We start from the raw sequence: 15794 nt of genomic DNA on the forward strand, positions 1-15794 counted from the left end.
CGAGGTCGGGGCGGCGGGAGCTACGGTCAGGGGGGCAACGGTAGCGGATCCTCCTCGGTCCTCAGCCACAGCAGGCCCAGCAGCCGCGTCATCAGCGCGAACAATTGCTCGTCCTGCAAGGGTTTGCGCAGCATTTCGTCACAGCCGGCGTCCAGGATGGCCTGGCGGTCCTCCTCGAAGGCGCTCGCCGTCAGCGCGGCGATGCGCACTTCGCGCCCGCCCGGCAGTGCGCGGATCGCACGGGTGGCCGCGTAGCCGTCCATCACCGGCATGCGGATGTCCATGCAGATCAGCGCGGGCTGCCAGGCCTGGAACATGCGCACCGCCTGCTGGCCGTCGTTCGCCGTGCGCGTCTCGATGCCGACCCGCTCCAGCATCTGCTGCACCAGCTCGCGATTGTCCGAGCGGTCGTCGACGACCAGCACCCGCGGCTTCACCTGGCCCGGCGCCAGCGCCCGCACGCGGCCCGGCCGCGCGACCCGCGGCGCGGCGCCGCTGCGCACCACCGGGAGCGGCACCCTCAGGGTGAACACGCAGCCGTCCGGCGGCTCGCTGAACAAGGCCAGCGCGCCGCCCATCAGCCGCGCGTACTCCTGGCTGATCGTGAGGCCCAGGCCCGTGCCCTCGCCCTTGGCCATCGCGCCGTCGGTCTGGAAGAAGGCCTGGAAGATCTTCTCCTGGTCCTCGGCGGCGATGCCGGGGCCGGTGTCAGCGATCTCGAACACGATCTCGTCGCCCATGCCGACGCGCACGCGCAGCTCCACCCGGCCCTGCAGCGTGTACTTCACCGCATTGCCCAGCAGGTTGATCAGTACCTGGCGCAGTCGTGCGCCGTCGCCGCTGACGTAGGCCGGCAGCCCCGCCGCGCGCTCGACCTCGAAGGCCAGGCCCTTGCTGTCGGCACGGCCGCGGATCAGCTCGGCCACGCCGTCCACCAGCTCGGCGAGGTCGAAGCTCTCGACCTGCAGCACGCTGCGGCCCGCCTCGATCCGCGAGAGCTCCAGCACCTCGTTGATCAGGCCCAGCAGGTGGCGACCGGCGCGGTCGATCGTGGCGAGGCGGCGCTGGCTCTCCTCGGACATCTGGCGGTAGAACTGCAGCAGCTGCACGAAGCCGAGGATCGCGTTCAGCGGCGTGCGCAGCTCGTGGCTCATCTTCGAGAGGAAGGCGCTCTTGGCCCGGTTGGACGACTCGGCCAGCTCCTTGGCGATCGCCAGCTCGTGGGTGCGCTCCTCGACGCGCCGCTCCAGCTCGTCGCGATGGTTCGCCAGTTCCTGCTCGCGCTGGATGCGCTCGGTCACGTCGCGGAAGCTCCAGACCAGGCCGGCAGCGCGGCCGCCGACCCGCATCGGATGCGCGGTGCGCTCGAGCACGCGGCCGTCCTTGAATCGCAGGGCGGTGACCCGCGCATAGCCGCGCGGGTCGGCGTAGGCGGCCTCCACGTCCTGGAGAAACTGCGCGGGGTCGCTCAGTTGCTCCAGCACCCGCTCCAGCAAGGTCTGGTCACTCGCCCCGGGCACGATCATGGCCTCAGGCAGATTCCACAGCTTCGCGAAACGCTGGTTCGCGTGAAGCATCCGGCGCTGTTGGTCGAGCACGAGGATGCCGTTGTCGGTCGCCTCCAGGGTGCTGTGCAGGATCGCCAAGGTGCGCAACTGCTCGCGCGAGCCACGGCCGAGCTGCCAGCCGGCGATGCCTGTCGCGCCGGCGAACAGCGCCATCACGAGGGCCGCCAGCGCCAGTTGCTGGCGCCAGGGTCGCAGTTCGTCGTGCGTGCTCAGGCCGACGGCGATCCAGTACGGATGCGAAGGCAGCTTGCGCAGCGCGAACAGGCGCTCGATGTTGTCGAAGCGCGATTCGAAGGTCATCGTGACCGCCGACTGCCCGCCCTTCATCAGCTCGACCAGCCCCCCTCTCGGCAGGCTCTGGCCGATCACGCTCGCCACCGGCTCCGCGGGGTAGCGCGCGAGCATCAGGAAATCGCCATCGGAAACGAGGCTGATCGTCGAGTTCGGGCCCAGCTGGAGCCCACCGAACAGCGTCGAGAAGCGGCTCAGCTCGATGCTGGCGTAGACCACGCCGGCGAAGCGGCCCGTCGCATCACGGTAGCTGTGCGCGAAGACGAGCACCTGGCGTCCGGCGCTGCGGCCCGGCAGCGGCCGCGAGGTGACCAGCGCGGTGTCGTTGTGCTCACGCAGCTGCTGGAAGTACTCGCGGTCGGCGATCGAGGTGGCCGGTGTGCCGCGCGGCAGGCCATCGCCTTCGCGCACGCGGCCCGCGGCATCGGAGAAGCGCACCGCGTCCAGGCCCGGCACATCGCGCAGCAGACGCTCGATCGTGGCATTGATGCGGCCGCGCTCGACCTGACCCGACTTCTCGCCGAGTTCCTGCTCCAGCTCGTCGACTGCCGCGTCGAGCAGCAGGTCGATCTGGTCGATCACGCCGCCGACCGTGCCGCCCAGCGCCACGGCCGTGCTGTCGGCGCGCTCGTGCGCATGTTCAAGTTGTTGCGCGTGGCTCATCCACAGCGCGGCCAGCAGGCCCAGCGCGAACAGCAGATTGGCCAGCCAGACGATCCGGCCGAGGCCGCGAGACAGATCGGGGAACTTCACTGAGGGGGATTACTGCGTCGAAGTATCCAAACCGGTCTCTGGTGGACCGTACCCTGCTCCGGCCCCAATGATCGCAGAAGTCAGTTGTCGCCCTGTTCGAAGGGCAAGGCCTCGGCACGCCAGCGCAGCATGCCGCCGGCCAGGTTCGCGACCCGCGCGAAGCCGGCCTTGCCCAGCAGTACGCTGGCCTGCGCCGAGCGCGCGCCGGAGCGGCAGATGGTGACGACCGGGCGCGCCGCGTCGAGCGCGGTGGCGGCCTGCGCGCCGAGCTGCGCCAGCGGCAGCAGGCGCGCACCGGGGATGTGGCCCAGGCCGCTGGTGAACTCGGCGGGCTCGCGCACGTCCAGCAGCTGGATCTCGTGCGCGCGGTCGCCGGCCAGCGCCTCGTCCAGCGCCGCGGGCTGGATCTCCCAGATGCCGCCGAAGCTGAAGGTCAGCGGCGCCCAGGTGGGCGCGGCGGCGTCGGCCGGCTCAGCGTCAGGTCGGCCGCAGCGCAGGTTGGCCGGCACGGCGATGTCCATCAGCTTGGGGTGCGGCAGGCCGAGGTTGTCCATGTAGCCGGTGAAGTCGCCCTCGTCCACGTCGCCGCCCAGGCGCGGGTTGTAGCGCCGCTCCTCGGCGACGCTGGTGACCGTCAGGCCGCGATAGTCGTGCGCCGGGTACAGCAGGCAATGCGCCGGCAGCGACAGGATCTGCTGCTGCACCGAGCGGTAGAGCTGGCTCGGGCTGCCCTGCTGGAAGTCGGTGCGGCCACAGCCGCGGATCAGCAGCGCATCGCCGGTGAAGGCCATGCTCTGGTCGTCCAGCACATAGCTGAGGCAGCCGTTCGTGTGGCCCGGCGTCGCGCGCACCTCCAGCCAGCGGCGGCCGAAGGCGACCCGGTCGCCGTGCTTCAGCGACCGGTCCACATTGGCCGCGCCGGCCGCGTCCGACAGCAGGATCTCGCTGCCCGCCGCCTGCTTGACCAGCCAGGCGCCGGTGACGTGATCCGCATGGACGTGCGTGTCCAGGGTCGCCACCGGGCGCAGGCCCAGCTCGCGCAGCAGCGCCAGGTCGCGGCGCGTCTGCTCGAACACCGGGTCGATCAGCAGCGCCTCGCCGGAGGCCGTGTCGCCCAGCAGGTAGGTGTAGGTGGACGACTGCGGATCGAAGAGCTGGCGGAAGACGAACATCAGCTCGGCTGTTTCGTCGTGCGCAGGTAGGGCTTGATCGTCTTGAAGCCGGGGAAGGACTTCTCGGCCTCTTCGTTCGACACGGCCGGCGTGATGATCACGTCGTCGCCATGCTTCCAGTTCACCGGCGTGGCCACCTTGTGCTTGGCGGTCAGCTGCATCGAGTCGAGCACGCGCAGGATCTCGTCGAAGTTGCGGCCCGTCGTCATCGGGTAGGTCAGCATCAGCTTGATCTTCTTGTCCGGGCCGACGATGAAGACCGAGCGCACCGTCGCGTTGGTCGCGGCCGTGCGGCCATCCGAGCCGACTTCCTCGGCCGGCAGCATGTTGTAGAGCTTGGCCACCTTCAGGTCGGCGTCGCCGATCATCGGGTACTTGACCGCGGCGCCTTGAGTCTCCTCGATGTCCTTGGCCCAGTCGGCGTGGCGCGCCACCGGGTCGACCGACAGGCCGATCAGCTTGGCGTTGCGCTTGGTGAACTCGGGCTCGATCTTGGCCATGTAGCCCAGCTCGGTCGTGCAGACCGGCGTGAAGTCCTTCGGGTGCGAGAACAGGATGGCCCACTGGTCGCCGATCCAGTCGTGGAACTTGATCGGGCCCTGGGTGGTTTCGGCCGTGAAGTCGGGGGCGATATCGTTGATGCGGAGGGACATGGCGGATCTCCAGAAAGTGTTGCGTGGGGACGGATCAAAGCAGCGAAGAAGTATGCACTAACGACGTGCTTTGACGGGGTCAACCGCAGAGAGAACGGGCGAGTTGGCCGAGCGTCTTCAGCGCCGCCTCGGTGCGCCCGCCTTCGGGGTGGCCGTAGTTGATACGCAGGTGATGGCGGAAGCGCTGGTCGGCCGAGAACAGCGCGCCCGGCGCCACGCTGATCCGGTGCGACAGCGCGAGCCGGTGCAGCGCCAGCGCATCGACCGCGGGCGGCAGTTCGACCCAGCAGAAATAGCCGCCCTCGGGCCGCGTCACCCGGGTGCCCGGCGGAAAGTGCTTGTCGATCGCGCGCAGCGCGCGGGCCTGGCCATCGGCCAGGGTGCGGCGCAACTGGCGCAGGTGGCGGTCGTAGGCGCCGTGGCGCAGGTACTCGGCCAGGCCCTCCTGCGAGGGCACGGCGGCGGACAACGAACTCATCAGCTTGCGCCGCGCTACCTCCTGCGCATGGCGCCCCGCCGCGGCCCAGCCGACGCGGTAGCCCGGCGCCAGCGATTTCGAGAACGAGCCGCAGTGCAGCACCAGGCCTGCCTCGTCGAAGGCCTTGGCCGGCGGCGGCCGGCGCTCGCCGAAGTACAGCTCGCCGTAGACGTCGTCCTCGATCAGCGGCACGCCGCGCTCGCGCAGCAGCGCCACCAGCGCACGCTTGTTCTCGACCGGCATCAGGCTGCCCAGCGGATTCTGGAAGTTCGGCATCAGCCAGCAGGCCTTGATCGGATGGCGCTCCAGCAGCGCCGCCAGCGAGCCGAGGTCAACACCGCCGCGCGGGTCGGTCGCCACCTCCACCGCGCGCAGGCCCAGCCGCTCCAGCGCCTGCAGCGCGCCGTAGAAGCAGGGGCTCTCCACGGCGACGAGATCGCCCGGCCGCGTCACCGCCTCCAGGCACAGGTTCAGCGCCTCCATCGCGCCGTTGCAGATCACCAGCTCGGCCGGATCGAGGCTGAAGCCGGCACCGATGTAGCGGATCGCGATCTGCCGTCTCAGCCCCTCGTGGCCCGGCGACAGGTCTTCCACCGTGCGCCAGGGATCGAGCACGCGCATCGCCCGGCCCAGTGCACGCGACAGCGTGGCTAAAGGGAACAGCGCCGGGCTCGGAAAGGCCGAGCCCAGCGGCGCCAGGTCGCGCTCGCGCGCCAGGCCCAGCAGCTGCTGCACGCGCTCCGCCACGGCCACGGCCTGCACCTCGCCCACCGGCTGCGCCGGCTCGGGCATGCGCTGTTGCGCCACCGGCTGCGCGGCAGTGACGTAGTAGCCCGAGCGCGGCCGTGCGGCGATCAGGCCGCGCGCCTCCAGCAGGTAGTAGGCCTCGAACACCGTCGACGGGCTGACCCGCCGCGCCGCGCTGGCCTGGCGCACCGAGGGCAGGCGGTCACCGGCGCGCAGCGCGCCGCTGCGGATCGAGGCGGCGATCTCGTCGGCCAGGGCCTCATAGCGCTTCGGGAGCTTCTGATCCGGTGTTTCGTCCATCTGGTGAACTGTACTGATACGGTAAATTCAGCGCCAACTGAGTCTGACGCTGGCGTCGCCGTTCAGGCACAGTCCGGGCTGACATGAACAAGAACGTCCTGCTGCTGGCGCTGCTGAGCGCGCTGGCCCTCCCCTCCGCGCACGCCGCCGACAACGACGACCTCGCTCGCCGACTGCAGGCCTGCGCCGCCTGCCACGGCAAGGAAGGCCGGGCAGCGCCCGACGGCTACTACCCGCGCATCGCGGGCAAACCGGCCGGCTACCTGTTCAACCAGCTCGTCAACTTTCGCGACGGCCGGCGCAAGAACGCCGACATGGCGCACCTGACCGCGCAGATGTCGGACGCCTACCTGCGCGAAATCGCGGGCTACTTCTCGGCGCTGGAGCTGCCCTACGCCGAAGCGCCGCCGCAGCCGGCCACCGCGGCCGAACTGGCACGCGGCGCCACGCTGACCCGCGACGGCGACAAGGCGCTGGGCATTCCCGCCTGCGCCGCCTGCCACGGCCAGAAGCTGACCGGCACGCTGCCCGCCGTCCCCGGCCTGCTGGGCTTGCCGCGCAGCTACCTGGGCGGCCAGCTCGGCGCCTGGCAGACGCACATCCGCGCGACGCGCAAGCCCGACTGCATGGCCGACATCGCCAATCGCCTCAGCCCCGCCGACGTCGCCGCCGTCTCCGGCTGGCTTGCGCAGCAGCCGCTGCCGGCGGACACGCGGCCGGCACCCGTGCCGAGCGAGCCGCTGCCGGTCGAATGCGGGAGCGCACGATGATCAAGCGCATCGTCTCGATCGTCCTGGCGCTGCTCGTCGCCACCGTCGCACTGGTCGCCTGGCTGAACCTGCGCGGCGAGGACGGGCTGGATTCACCCTCGCCTGCCCCGACCGCCGACACCGTGGCCCGCGGCGCCTACCTCGCCCGCGCCGGCAACTGCATGGGCTGCCACACCACGCAAGGCGGCGCGGAATACGCCGGCGGCCGTGGCATCGACACGCCCTTCGGCACCGTCTTCGCGCCCAACCTAACGCCCGACGAGGCCACGGGCCTCGGCCGCTGGACCGAGCCCGAGTTCTGGCGCGCGATGCACAACGGCCGCGCCAAGGACGGCCGCCTGCTCTACCCCGCCTTCCCGTACACGAACTTCACCCAGGTCAGCCGCGCCGACTCGGCCGCGATCTACGCCTTCCTGCGCAGCCTGCCGCCGGTGTCGCAGGCCAACCGCCCGCACGAGCTGCGCTTCCCCTACGACAGCCAGCTGTCGCTGGCCGTCTGGCGCGCGCTGTACTTCCGCCCCGGCAGCTTCGAGCCCGATCCGCGCCAGGCCGCCGACTGGAACCGAGGCGCCTACCTGGTGCGCGGCCTCGGCCACTGCAGCGCCTGCCATGCGGAGCGCGACGCTCTGGGCGGCAGCGTCGACGAGCTGCGCCTGGCCGGCGGCCTGATCCCGGTGCAGAACTGGTACGCGCCGGGTGTGGGCGGCGGCGATCCGGCGCGCTTCGCGGCGCTGATGAAGGACGGCGTCAGCAAGCACGGCAGCGTGATGGGGCCGATGGCGGAGGTCGTCTACCTCAGCTCCTCGCACCTGGAGGGCAGCGACGTGCAGGCCATGGCCCGCTACGTCGCCAGCCTCGAGCCCGCCGAACCCGTCAAGCGCAAGTCCAAGGGCATCGACGCCAGCGTGCTCGACCTCGGCCAGCGCATCTACGACAAGCACTGCGCCGACTGCCACGGCGCGCACGGCGAAGGCCGCGACGGCATCTACCCGCCGCTGGCCGGCAACCCGAGCGTGCAACTGTCCGCCGCACAGAACACGGTCCAGGCGATCCTGCACGGCGGCTTCGCACCCGCCACGCCGGGCAACCCGCGCCCGGCCGGCATGCCGCCGTTCACCCATGCGCTGGACGAGGCCGAGATTGCCGCGGTGGCCAGCTTCGTGCGGCAGGCCTGGGGCAACAGCGCGCCGCCGGTGTCGGCGCTGGAAGTGATGCGCGTGCGCTGAGCGCCCGGGCTCCGCTCAATCTCGGTAGTAGCGAGCATGGGCGGCGGGCACCGCCCGCCCTAGTCTCCCGTCATCACCGACAAGAACGAGGAGACCCGATGGACCGACGCTCGATGCTCAACACCTCGCTGGCCGCCGCCACCGGCGCCGTCGCCGGCTGTGCCCTTCCGGGCCAAGCGGGACAGGCCGCCGACAGCAGCCGGCCCGCCACGCCCTTCGAGGTGCCCGCCAGCACGATCGCGATCGTCGGCAGCACGCAGCGCTTTCCGGTGCGGCGCATCTACTGCATCGGCCGCAACTACGCCGCCCATGCGCGCGAGATGGGCAGCGACCCGACGCGCGAGCCGCCGTTCTTCTTCCAGAAGCCGGCCGACGCGGTGCAGAACGTCGCGCCCGGCACCGTCGCCGACCACCCCTACCCCACGCTCACGAAGAACTACCACTATGAGATCGAGCTGGTCGCCGCGCTGGACAAAGGCGGCCGCAACCTCACGCCGGAGCAGGCGCTGGGCCTCGTCTACGGCTACACGATCGGCCTGGACATGACACGGCGCGACCTGCAGCGCGGCATGGGCGACCAGAAGAAGCCCTGGGAGATCGGCAAGAGCTTCGACATGAGCGCGCCCATGGGCCCGCTGCACCGCGTGGCCGACACGGGCCACTTCAAGGAAGGCGCGATCTGGCTGAAGGTCAACGGCCAGCTCAAGCAGAGCGCGGACCTGAAGGACATGATCTGGAGCGTGGCCGAGCAGATCAGCCAGCTCTCGCAGGCCTTCGAGCTGAAGCCGGGCGACATCGTCTACAGCGGCACGCCGGAGAACGTCGGCCCCGTGGTGCGCGGCGACGTGATCGAAGGCCATATCGATGGATTGCCCAACCTGGGCATCCGCATCGTGTAACGCGGAGCAAGCGGGGCTTGCCGCCCCGCGCCCGCTGCTGCACGATGGCCGCGGCACACAAACACCCAGCAGGAGACAGTCATCATGATCAAGGTCAGCGTCATGTATCCGAACAAGCCCGGCGCGCGCTTCAACCACGAGTACTACCGCGACAGCCACATGCCGCTGGTCAAGGCGCGCATGGGCGACACCTGCCGTTTCTACACGGTGGACAAGGGCCTGGCCGGCGGCGCGCCGGACACCCCAGCGACCTACGTCGGCATGTGCCACATCTTCTGCGACTCGGTCGAGGCCTTCCAGGCCGGCTTCGGGCCACACGCGGCCGAGATCATGGGCGACATCCCGAACTACACCGACCTGCAGCCGATCGTGCAGATCAGTGAAGTGGTGGTCGGGAACGCCTAGCTAGCGAGGCAGCGGCCAGTATGCAGGCCGGCATCCGGCTTGCCATAAGGCCGCATGATGCTGAAACGAACTGTCTACGCCGTCGCCCTGCTGGCCGCCGGCTGTGCGCTGGCCGCCGATCCTCCGGACACCGTGCCGACCTCCCCGGCTTCCAGCTTCGGCCCCGCACCCGCGCTGCCCAAGCCGAACAAGAAGCTGATCCCCACCGTCAAGATCGCACCGGCCGTCGGCTGGCCCCAGGGCGGCAAGCCGCGCGCGGGTGCGGGGCTTGCCGTGAGCGCCTTCGCGACGGGGCTGGATCACCCGCGCTGGGTCTACGTGCTGCCCAACGGCGACGTGCTGGTGGCCGAGACCAATGCGCCGACGCGGCCCGACGACGGCAAGGGTCCGAAGGCCTGGGTGCAGCGCCAGCTGATGAAGAAGGCCGGCGCGCAGACGCCCAGCGCGAACCGCATCACCCTGCTGCGCGATACCGATGGCGACGGCATCGCCGACCAGAAGAGCGTCTTCGCCGAGGGCCTCAGTTCGCCGCTGGGCATGGTGCTGGTCGGCGACAGCTTCTATGTCGCCAATACCGACGCAGTCGTCCGCTTCCCCTACCAGACCGGCCAGGTCAAGCTCGAAGGCCCGCCGCAGCGCGTGGCCGATCTGCCGGCCGGCACGATCAACCACCACTGGACCAAGAATCTCGTGGCCAGCCCCGACGGCAAGAAGCTCTACGCCAGCATCGGCTCCAACAGCAATGCGGGCGAGAACGGCATCGCGGTGGAGGCGAACCGCGCGCAGATCGTCGAGATCGACCTGCAGAGCGGCGCCACACGCGCCTTCGCCATGGGGCTGCGCAATCCCGTCGGCATGGCCTGGGAGCCGGGCGGCGGCCAGCTCTGGGTGGCCGTCAACGAGCGCGACGAGCTCGGCGACGACCTCGTGCCCGACTACATCACCAGCGTGCGCGACGGCGCCTTCTACGGCTGGCCCTACAGCTACTACGGCCAGCATGTGGACGAACGCGTCAAGCCGGCCCGCGCCGACATGGTGGCCAAGGCGATTCCGCCGGACTACGCGCTGGGCGCCCACACCGCCTCGCTGGGCCTCGCCACGGCCGATGGCAACAGCCTCGGCCCGGCTTTCACCCACGGCATGTTCGTCGGCCAGCACGGCTCGTGGAACCGCAGCACGCCGGCCGGCTACCGGGTGATCTTCGTACCCTTCAACGGCGCCAGGCCGCAGGGCGAACCGCTGGAAGTGCTGGGCGGCTTCCTGAACGACAAGGGCGAGGCGCAGGGCCGGCCGGTCGGCGTCGCGCTCGACAAGCGCGGCGGGCTGCTGGTGGCGGACGACGTGGGCAATGCGATCTGGCGGGTCAGCATGACGCCTTGACGAGGCGGGCTGTCACAGAATCGGGGCCTGCAACGTCTACAGGCCATGAACGACACCACGCCTCGCAATCCCGACGACGACAGCTTCAACCGCCTGCGCCCGCGGCTGCAAGGCATCGCCTACCGCATGCTGGGCGCCGCCGCCGAGGCCGAGGACGTGGTGCAGGACGCCTGGCTGCGCTGGCACGGCACCGACCGCGCCAGCATCGACAACACCGAGGCTTGGTTGGTCGCGGTGACGACGCGCATCGCGATCGACCGGCTGCGCAGCGCCAAGACGCAGCGCGAGCACTACGTCGGCACCTGGCTGCCGGAGCCGCTGATGGACGCGCCGGACGACTTCGGCCAGCACACGCCCTCGCCGGAACAGCTGCTGGAGCGCGCCGACAACCTCTCGGTGGCCTTCCTGACCCTGCTGGAGCGGCTGGCACCCGAGGCGCGCGCCGCCTACCTGCTGCGCGAGGTCTTCGATGCCGACTACGCCGAGGTGGCCGAAGCGCTCGGCAAGAGCGAGCAGGCGTGCCGCCAGATCGTCCATCGCGCCAAGGCGCAGCTGAAGGACGAGAAGCGCCCGCGCCAGGTGGTGCCGCACGAGACCCATCTGAAGCTGCTGCGCGGCTTCGCCGACGCCGCGACGCGTGGCGAGTTCGCCGCACTGAAGGCAATGCTGGCCGAAGAGGCGCAGCTGGTCGGCGACGGCGGCGGCTTCGTGCCCAGCTTCGGCCGGCCGCTGGAAGGCGGCCAGCGCATCGCCCAGCTCTACCTGGCGCTGAGCCTGCGCCACCGCGAAGGGCTGCGCTACGAGGTGGTCGTGCTGAACGGCGAGTGGGGCCTGCTGCGCTTCGTGGACGGCGCGCTGGAATCGGCCCAGTCGCTGGAGACCGATGGCGAGCACATCGTGCGCATCCATTCGCAGCGCAACCCGGAAAAGCTGGCCCGCATCGCGCGCATGCTGGGCCGCGAGCTGCATGTCGTCACGCCCCCCGTCACAAACACGGAGCCTGGTTCGTCTTGAGGATGTAGACGCAAACATCAACCCTCAAGCGAAAGGTGAACGACATGAGCAACCACAACCAACCCCGCCTCCCCTGGACCGCGATCGCGCCGAAGGCTTACCAGGCGATGGCCGGCGTCAGCGCGACGCTGAGCACTTCGACGCTCGGCCGCGTGCTGATCGACATGGTCCAGACCCGCGTTTCGCAGATCAACGGCTGCGCCTTCTGCGTGGACATGCACGTGCGCGACCTGCGCAAGGCCGGCGAAGGCTGGCAGCGCATCAACAGCCTGATCACCTGGCGCGAGTGCGGCTTCTACAGCGAGCGCGAACGCGCTGCGCTGGACTGGGCCGAGGCGCTGACCCGCGTCAGCCACGGCCATGACCAGCACGACGCGAAGTTCGAGGCGCTGAAGCTGCAGTTCAGCGATCAGGAGATCGTCGAGCTGAATTGGGCCATCGCGACGATCAATGCCTGGAACCGGATGGCGATCGGCATGCAGGCGCCGGTGGTCGAGAAGCCGATCGAGTAAAGGGATCGATCAGGCCGGCGCGAACATCTTCATCCGCCTGAGGATCCAGGCGAGCAGTTCGTCGCCGGCCGCACCCAGCGGCCGGCCGGCCTTCACCAGCAGCCGCGCTTGCGTGCCGCGGAACAGCGGGTGGTCGATGGGCACCACGGCCAGTTCGCCCGCATCGAGTTCGCGGCGCGCGGCGAACTCGCCGATCAGCGTCGCGAAGCGGCCGGTGGCGACGAGCCGCTTCAGCGCCGTCAGCGAATTCGTCATCAGCGCCGGGCGGATCTCGACGTTCTCGGCAAAGGACAGCATCTCGGTCGCCTTGCCGATGCCGAAGGCCGAGGGCATCGAGGCCAACGGATGCTCCAGCAGATCCTGCACGCTGGCCGGGCCGCCGCGCCGCGCCAGCGGATGCGTCGGATGCACCATCAGCACGACCGGCTGCAGCGAACTCGCGCGCCACTCGATCTGCTCGTGCGCCGGCGGGTTGTAGGCCAGGCCGATGTGGGCGCGGCCTTCGGCCACGCTCGCCATCATGTCCTCGACGGACACCATGTCGATCGCGATCTCCAGCTTCGGATAGCGCGCGCAGAAATCGGTCAGCACCTCGTTGACGAGCACGTCCACGAAGCCCTCGCTCATCGCCAGCCGCACGTGGCCGTGCTGCAGGCCCTTGATCGCCTGCAGGCGCTCTTCCAGATGCTCCTGGTGCGAGCGGTAGCCGCGCCAGAACTCCAGCAGGTGCGCAGCGGCCTCGGTCGGCCTGACGCCGCGGGCCTCGCGTTCGAACAGCCGCGTGTCCAGTTCCTCCTCCAGCAGGCGGATCTGCCGGGTGATGACCGAGGGGGCGGTGTTCAGGCTGTCCGCCGCGCCGCGGATCGTGCCCTGTGCGTAGACCTCGCGGAAATAGCGCAGGCGCTGCTGGTTGATCTCTCGCATCGGAATCCTCTGCTTCGTTGCCCGTTACGTTGCCAACCAGGCAACGATGTGTGATTTTAGTTGCTCTTGTTCGATTGGCGCCATCGGCGGACCATCTCGCCAACGACACAAGGAGCCCACGATGACGACCACTCGACGCAACTTCCTCGGCGCCAGCGCTCTCGGCCTCGGCGCGTTCGCCAGCCTGTCGCTGGCCACGCCGGCCCGTGCCGCTACGGCCGCCGCCGATGCCGATGCCGCCGCGGCCACGTCCTTCGGCCCGCTGCGCCAGATCGATGCCGGCCTGCTGAACGTCGGCTACGCGGACCTGGGCCCGGCGAACGGTCCCGTCGTCGTGCTGCTGCACGGCTGGCCCTACGACATCCACAGCTTCGTCGAGGTGGCGCCGCGCCTGGTGGCGGCCGGCTACCGGGTGATCGTGCCGCACCTGCGCGGCCACGGCAGCACGAGCTTCCTCTCCGCCGACACCTTCCGCAACGGCCAGCCCGCCGCCGTGGCGACGGACATCATGGCCCTGCTCGACGCACTGAAGATCCGCAAGGCCGTGTTCGCCGCCTTCGACTGGGGCGCCCGCACCGCCGGCATCATCGCGGCGCTGTGGCCCGAGCGCTGCGAGGCGCTGGTCTCCGTCAGCGGCTACCTGATCGGCAACCCCGCCACGGTCAAGGCCACGGCGCTGCCGCCGGAGGCCGAGTACGCCTGGTGGTACCAGTTCTACTTCGCCACCGAACACGGCCGCGCCGGCTACGAGAAGAACCGCCACGACTTCGCCAAGCTGATCTGGCGCACCGCCTCGCCGAAGTGGGCCTTCGACGACGCCACCTTCGAGCGCAGCGCCGCCTCGCTGAACAACCCGGACCACGTGAACATCGTGATCCACAACTACCGCTGGCGCCAGGGCCTGGCCGACGGCGAGCGCATCTACGACGCGCTGGAACAGCGCCTGGCCGCCGGCCCCGTCATCACGGTGCCGACCATCGTGATGGAGGGTGACGCCAACGGCGCGCCGCACGCGGTCGGCGATGCACCCTTCCGCAAGAAGTTCACCGGCAAGTACGACTACCGGCTGCTCACCGGCGGCATCGGCCACAACCTGCCGCAGGAAGCCCCGGCCGCGTTCGCGCAGGCCATCCTCGACGTCACCTGTCTCTGATCCATCCATCAAGCTCATTCATTCAAGGAGATTCGCAATGTCCCGCATCGACAAGGTCCTCTACACCGGCCGCACCACCACCCGCGGCGGCCGCGACGGCAGCGCGCGCAGCGACGACGGCCGCCTCGACATCGCCCTGACCCCGCCCGGCAGCAGCCACGGCGCCGGCACGAACCCGGAGCAGCTGTTCGCGGCCGGCTGGTCGGCCTGCTTCATCGGCGCGATGGGCCACGCAGCGCGCGCCGCCAAGGTGGCGCTGCCGGCCGACGTGTCGGTGGCCGCCGAGGTGGACCTCGGCACCGGCGAAGGCGGCTACTTCCTGCAGGCACGGCTGATGGTCAGCCTGCCCGGCCTGGACCTGGCGGTTGCCCGTCAACTTATCGACGCCGCCCACGCGACCTGCCCCTATTCGAAGGCGACGCGCGGCAACATCGACGTCACGATCACGCTCGCCTGAGGTCTGCCATGAGCTTCCCGCGCCTTGCTGCCGTCGTCGGATCCGCTGCGCTGGCCTTCGCCGCGCTGCATCCGCTGGAGACCCGCGCCGAGTGGCTGTCCGCGCCCTCGGCCCTGACTCCACAGCCCCTGCCCCCGCTGGACGGCGCAACCGCGTGGATCAACTCGCCGCCGCTGAACGCGCAGGCGCTGCGCGGCAAGGTCGTGCTGGTCGATTTCTGGACCTACTCCTGCATCAACTGCCTGCGCACGCTGCCCTACCTGCGCGCCTGGGCCGAGAAGTACGGGCCGTCGGGCCTGGTCGTGATCGGTGCGCACACGCCGGAGTTCGACTTCGAGCACTCGCTGCCCAACGTACAACGCGCGGTGAAGGACCTGAAGATCGACTACCCGGTCGCCGTCGACAGCCGGCGCGCGATCTGGAATGCCTTCGGCACGCGCGCCTGGCCCAGCTTCTACTTCGTCGACGCGAGCGGCCGCGTGCGCTCCCGCCAGCTCGGCGAAGGTCGCTACGACCAGGCGGAGCGGCTGATCCAGCAGCTGCTGCGCGAGGCCGGTCGCCCGAACGTGCCCACCGACCTCGTCACTCCACAGGCGGACGGCACCCAGGCCGCCGCCGGCGCGCGGCAACCTGCCTCCGACGAAACCTATCTGGGCACCGCCCGCGCCGAGGGCTTCACCACGGCCGGTGGCGACCTGCGGGCTGGCGGCCCGCGCAGCTTCACGCCCTCGTCACGCCTGGGCCTGAACGAATGGACCCTGTCCGGCCGCTGGACCGCCGACCCTGAGGAAGTGGAACTCGCACAGCCCGGCGGCCGCATCGCCTACCGCTTCCGCGCCCGCGACCTGCACCTGGTGCTGGGCACCCGCCAGGACGGCCGCCCGGTGCGCTTCCGCATCACCATCGACGGCAAGCCGCCCGGCGTCGACCACGGCAGCGACGTCGCCCCCGACGGTACGGGCCGCGTCGATGCCTACCGGCTGTACCAACTGGTGCGCCAGGCCTCGCCGGATGCGCCGGAACGGGTGTTCGAGATCGAGTTCCTCGACGAGGGCGTGCGGGCGCACGCGTTCACCTTCGGTTGAACGGCTG

At 70.2% G+C, this 15794-nt stretch carries 15 protein-coding genes; 10 read left to right on the forward strand and 5 right to left on the reverse strand.

Features of this window, described 5'->3' with window-relative positions:
* Positions 1 to 26: 26 nt before the first annotated feature.
* From SNE35_RS05340 to SNE35_RS05355, 4 genes are all read right to left on the reverse strand, one after another.
* Entirely contained in the window at positions 27 to 2612 is a 2586-nt protein-coding gene (locus SNE35_RS05340; RefSeq protein ID WP_320421829.1) for an ATP-binding protein, read from the reverse strand.
* 80 nt (positions 2613 to 2692) lie between these two features.
* Positions 2693 to 3784, reverse strand: a complete 1092-nt coding sequence (locus SNE35_RS05345; protein WP_320421830.1) for an MBL fold metallo-hydrolase — start codon at positions 3782 to 3784, stop codon at positions 2693 to 2695.
* Positions 3784 to 4437 carry a peroxiredoxin gene (locus tag SNE35_RS05350; RefSeq protein ID WP_320421831.1) on the reverse strand — a complete coding sequence of 218 codons (654 nt, stop codon included), beginning with the start codon at positions 4435 to 4437 and terminating at the stop codon, positions 3784 to 3786. The genes SNE35_RS05345 and SNE35_RS05350 overlap by 1 nt, the downstream gene beginning before the upstream one ends.
* Positions 4438 to 4516: 79 nt before the next feature.
* Complete coding sequence (locus SNE35_RS05355) at positions 4517 to 5962, reverse strand: aminotransferase-like domain-containing protein (RefSeq protein WP_320421832.1); 1446 nt, start codon at positions 5960 to 5962, stop codon at positions 4517 to 4519.
* A gap of 83 nt (positions 5963 to 6045) precedes the next feature.
* Here SNE35_RS05355 and SNE35_RS05360 point away from each other — a divergent pair, with 83 nt between their 5' ends.
* The 7 genes from SNE35_RS05360 to SNE35_RS05390 all read left to right on the forward strand — a co-directional run bounded on the left by SNE35_RS05360 (position 6046) and on the right by SNE35_RS05390 (position 12168).
* Positions 6046 to 6732: a c-type cytochrome gene (locus SNE35_RS05360; protein ID WP_320421833.1), complete on the forward strand. Its 687-nt coding sequence runs from the start codon at positions 6046 to 6048 to the stop codon at positions 6730 to 6732.
* Positions 6729 to 7958 (forward strand): c-type cytochrome, encoded by a 1230-nt coding sequence (locus tag SNE35_RS05365; protein WP_320421834.1) that lies wholly within the window; start codon positions 6729 to 6731, stop codon positions 7956 to 7958. The genes SNE35_RS05360 and SNE35_RS05365 overlap by 4 nt, the downstream gene beginning before the upstream one ends.
* 98 nt (positions 7959 to 8056) lie before the next feature.
* The gene (locus SNE35_RS05370) at positions 8057 to 8857 is read left to right on the forward strand and encodes a fumarylacetoacetate hydrolase family protein (RefSeq protein WP_320421835.1); all 801 of its coding nucleotides are present in this window, start codon (positions 8057 to 8059) and stop codon (positions 8855 to 8857) included.
* Positions 8858 to 8941: 84 nt separating this feature from the next.
* Positions 8942 to 9262: an EthD family reductase gene (locus SNE35_RS05375; protein ID WP_320421836.1), complete on the forward strand. Its 321-nt coding sequence runs from the start codon at positions 8942 to 8944 to the stop codon at positions 9260 to 9262.
* Positions 9263 to 9319: 57 nt separating this feature from the next.
* Entirely contained in the window at positions 9320 to 10642 is a 1323-nt protein-coding gene (locus SNE35_RS05380) for a PQQ-dependent sugar dehydrogenase (RefSeq protein WP_320421837.1), read from the forward strand.
* Positions 10643 to 10687: 45 nt separating this feature from the next.
* Entirely contained in the window at positions 10688 to 11656 is a 969-nt protein-coding gene (locus SNE35_RS05385; protein WP_320421838.1) for an RNA polymerase sigma-70 factor, read from the forward strand.
* A 44-nt stretch (positions 11657 to 11700) separates the two neighbouring features.
* The gene (locus SNE35_RS05390) at positions 11701 to 12168 is read left to right on the forward strand and encodes a carboxymuconolactone decarboxylase family protein (RefSeq protein WP_320421839.1); all 468 of its coding nucleotides are present in this window, start codon (positions 11701 to 11703) and stop codon (positions 12166 to 12168) included.
* A 9-nt stretch (positions 12169 to 12177) separates the two neighbouring features.
* Here SNE35_RS05390 and SNE35_RS05395 read toward each other — a convergent pair whose 3' ends face one another.
* Complete coding sequence (locus tag SNE35_RS05395; RefSeq protein WP_320421840.1) at positions 12178 to 13092, reverse strand: LysR family transcriptional regulator; 915 nt, start codon at positions 13090 to 13092, stop codon at positions 12178 to 12180.
* Between the two features lie 121 nt (positions 13093 to 13213).
* On the opposite strand from SNE35_RS05395, the gene SNE35_RS05400 reads away from it, so the two are divergent.
* Genes SNE35_RS05400 through SNE35_RS05410 form a run of 3 tightly spaced genes read left to right on the forward strand, consistent with a single transcriptional unit; the run spans position 13214 to position 15787 of the window.
* Positions 13214 to 14245, forward strand: a complete 1032-nt coding sequence (locus SNE35_RS05400; RefSeq protein ID WP_320421841.1) for an alpha/beta fold hydrolase — start codon at positions 13214 to 13216, stop codon at positions 14243 to 14245.
* Between the two features lie 37 nt (positions 14246 to 14282).
* The gene (locus tag SNE35_RS05405) at positions 14283 to 14702 is read left to right on the forward strand and encodes an organic hydroperoxide resistance protein (RefSeq protein WP_320421842.1); all 420 of its coding nucleotides are present in this window, start codon (positions 14283 to 14285) and stop codon (positions 14700 to 14702) included.
* A gap of 8 nt (positions 14703 to 14710) precedes the next feature.
* Complete coding sequence (locus SNE35_RS05410) at positions 14711 to 15787, forward strand: redoxin family protein (RefSeq protein ID WP_320421843.1); 1077 nt, start codon at positions 14711 to 14713, stop codon at positions 15785 to 15787.
* Positions 15788 to 15794 lie beyond the last annotated feature (7 nt).

It is taken from the genome of Roseateles agri (assembly GCF_034043675.1).
Classification (GTDB): domain Bacteria; phylum Pseudomonadota; class Gammaproteobacteria; order Burkholderiales; family Burkholderiaceae_C; genus KK5.

Coding starts and splice junctions, on each gene's coding strand:
- SNE35_RS05380 (WP_320421837.1), top strand. CDS start 9,320: ATGCTGAAACGAACTGTCTACGCCGTCGCCCTGCTGGCCGCCGGCTGT.
- SNE35_RS05375 (WP_320421836.1), top strand. CDS start 8,942: ATGATCAAGGTCAGCGTCATGTATCCGAACAAGCCCGGCGCGCGCTTC.
- SNE35_RS05365 (WP_320421834.1), top strand. CDS start 6,729: ATGATCAAGCGCATCGTCTCGATCGTCCTGGCGCTGCTCGTCGCCACC.
- SNE35_RS05345 (WP_320421830.1), bottom strand. CDS start 3,784: ATGTTCGTCTTCCGCCAGCTCTTCGATCCGCAGTCGTCCACCTACACC.
- SNE35_RS05350 (WP_320421831.1), bottom strand. CDS start 4,437: ATGTCCCTCCGCATCAACGATATCGCCCCCGACTTCACGGCCGAAACC.
- SNE35_RS05385 (WP_320421838.1), top strand. CDS start 10,688: ATGAACGACACCACGCCTCGCAATCCCGACGACGACAGCTTCAACCGC.
- SNE35_RS05390 (WP_320421839.1), top strand. CDS start 11,701: ATGAGCAACCACAACCAACCCCGCCTCCCCTGGACCGCGATCGCGCCG.
- SNE35_RS05410 (WP_320421843.1), top strand. CDS start 14,711: ATGAGCTTCCCGCGCCTTGCTGCCGTCGTCGGATCCGCTGCGCTGGCC.
- SNE35_RS05370 (WP_320421835.1), top strand. CDS start 8,057: ATGGACCGACGCTCGATGCTCAACACCTCGCTGGCCGCCGCCACCGGC.
- SNE35_RS05400 (WP_320421841.1), top strand. CDS start 13,214: ATGACGACCACTCGACGCAACTTCCTCGGCGCCAGCGCTCTCGGCCTC.
- SNE35_RS05360 (WP_320421833.1), top strand. CDS start 6,046: ATGAACAAGAACGTCCTGCTGCTGGCGCTGCTGAGCGCGCTGGCCCTC.
- SNE35_RS05395 (WP_320421840.1), bottom strand. CDS start 13,092: ATGCGAGAGATCAACCAGCAGCGCCTGCGCTATTTCCGCGAGGTCTAC.
- SNE35_RS05355 (WP_320421832.1), bottom strand. CDS start 5,962: ATGGACGAAACACCGGATCAGAAGCTCCCGAAGCGCTATGAGGCCCTG.
- SNE35_RS05405 (WP_320421842.1), top strand. CDS start 14,283: ATGTCCCGCATCGACAAGGTCCTCTACACCGGCCGCACCACCACCCGC.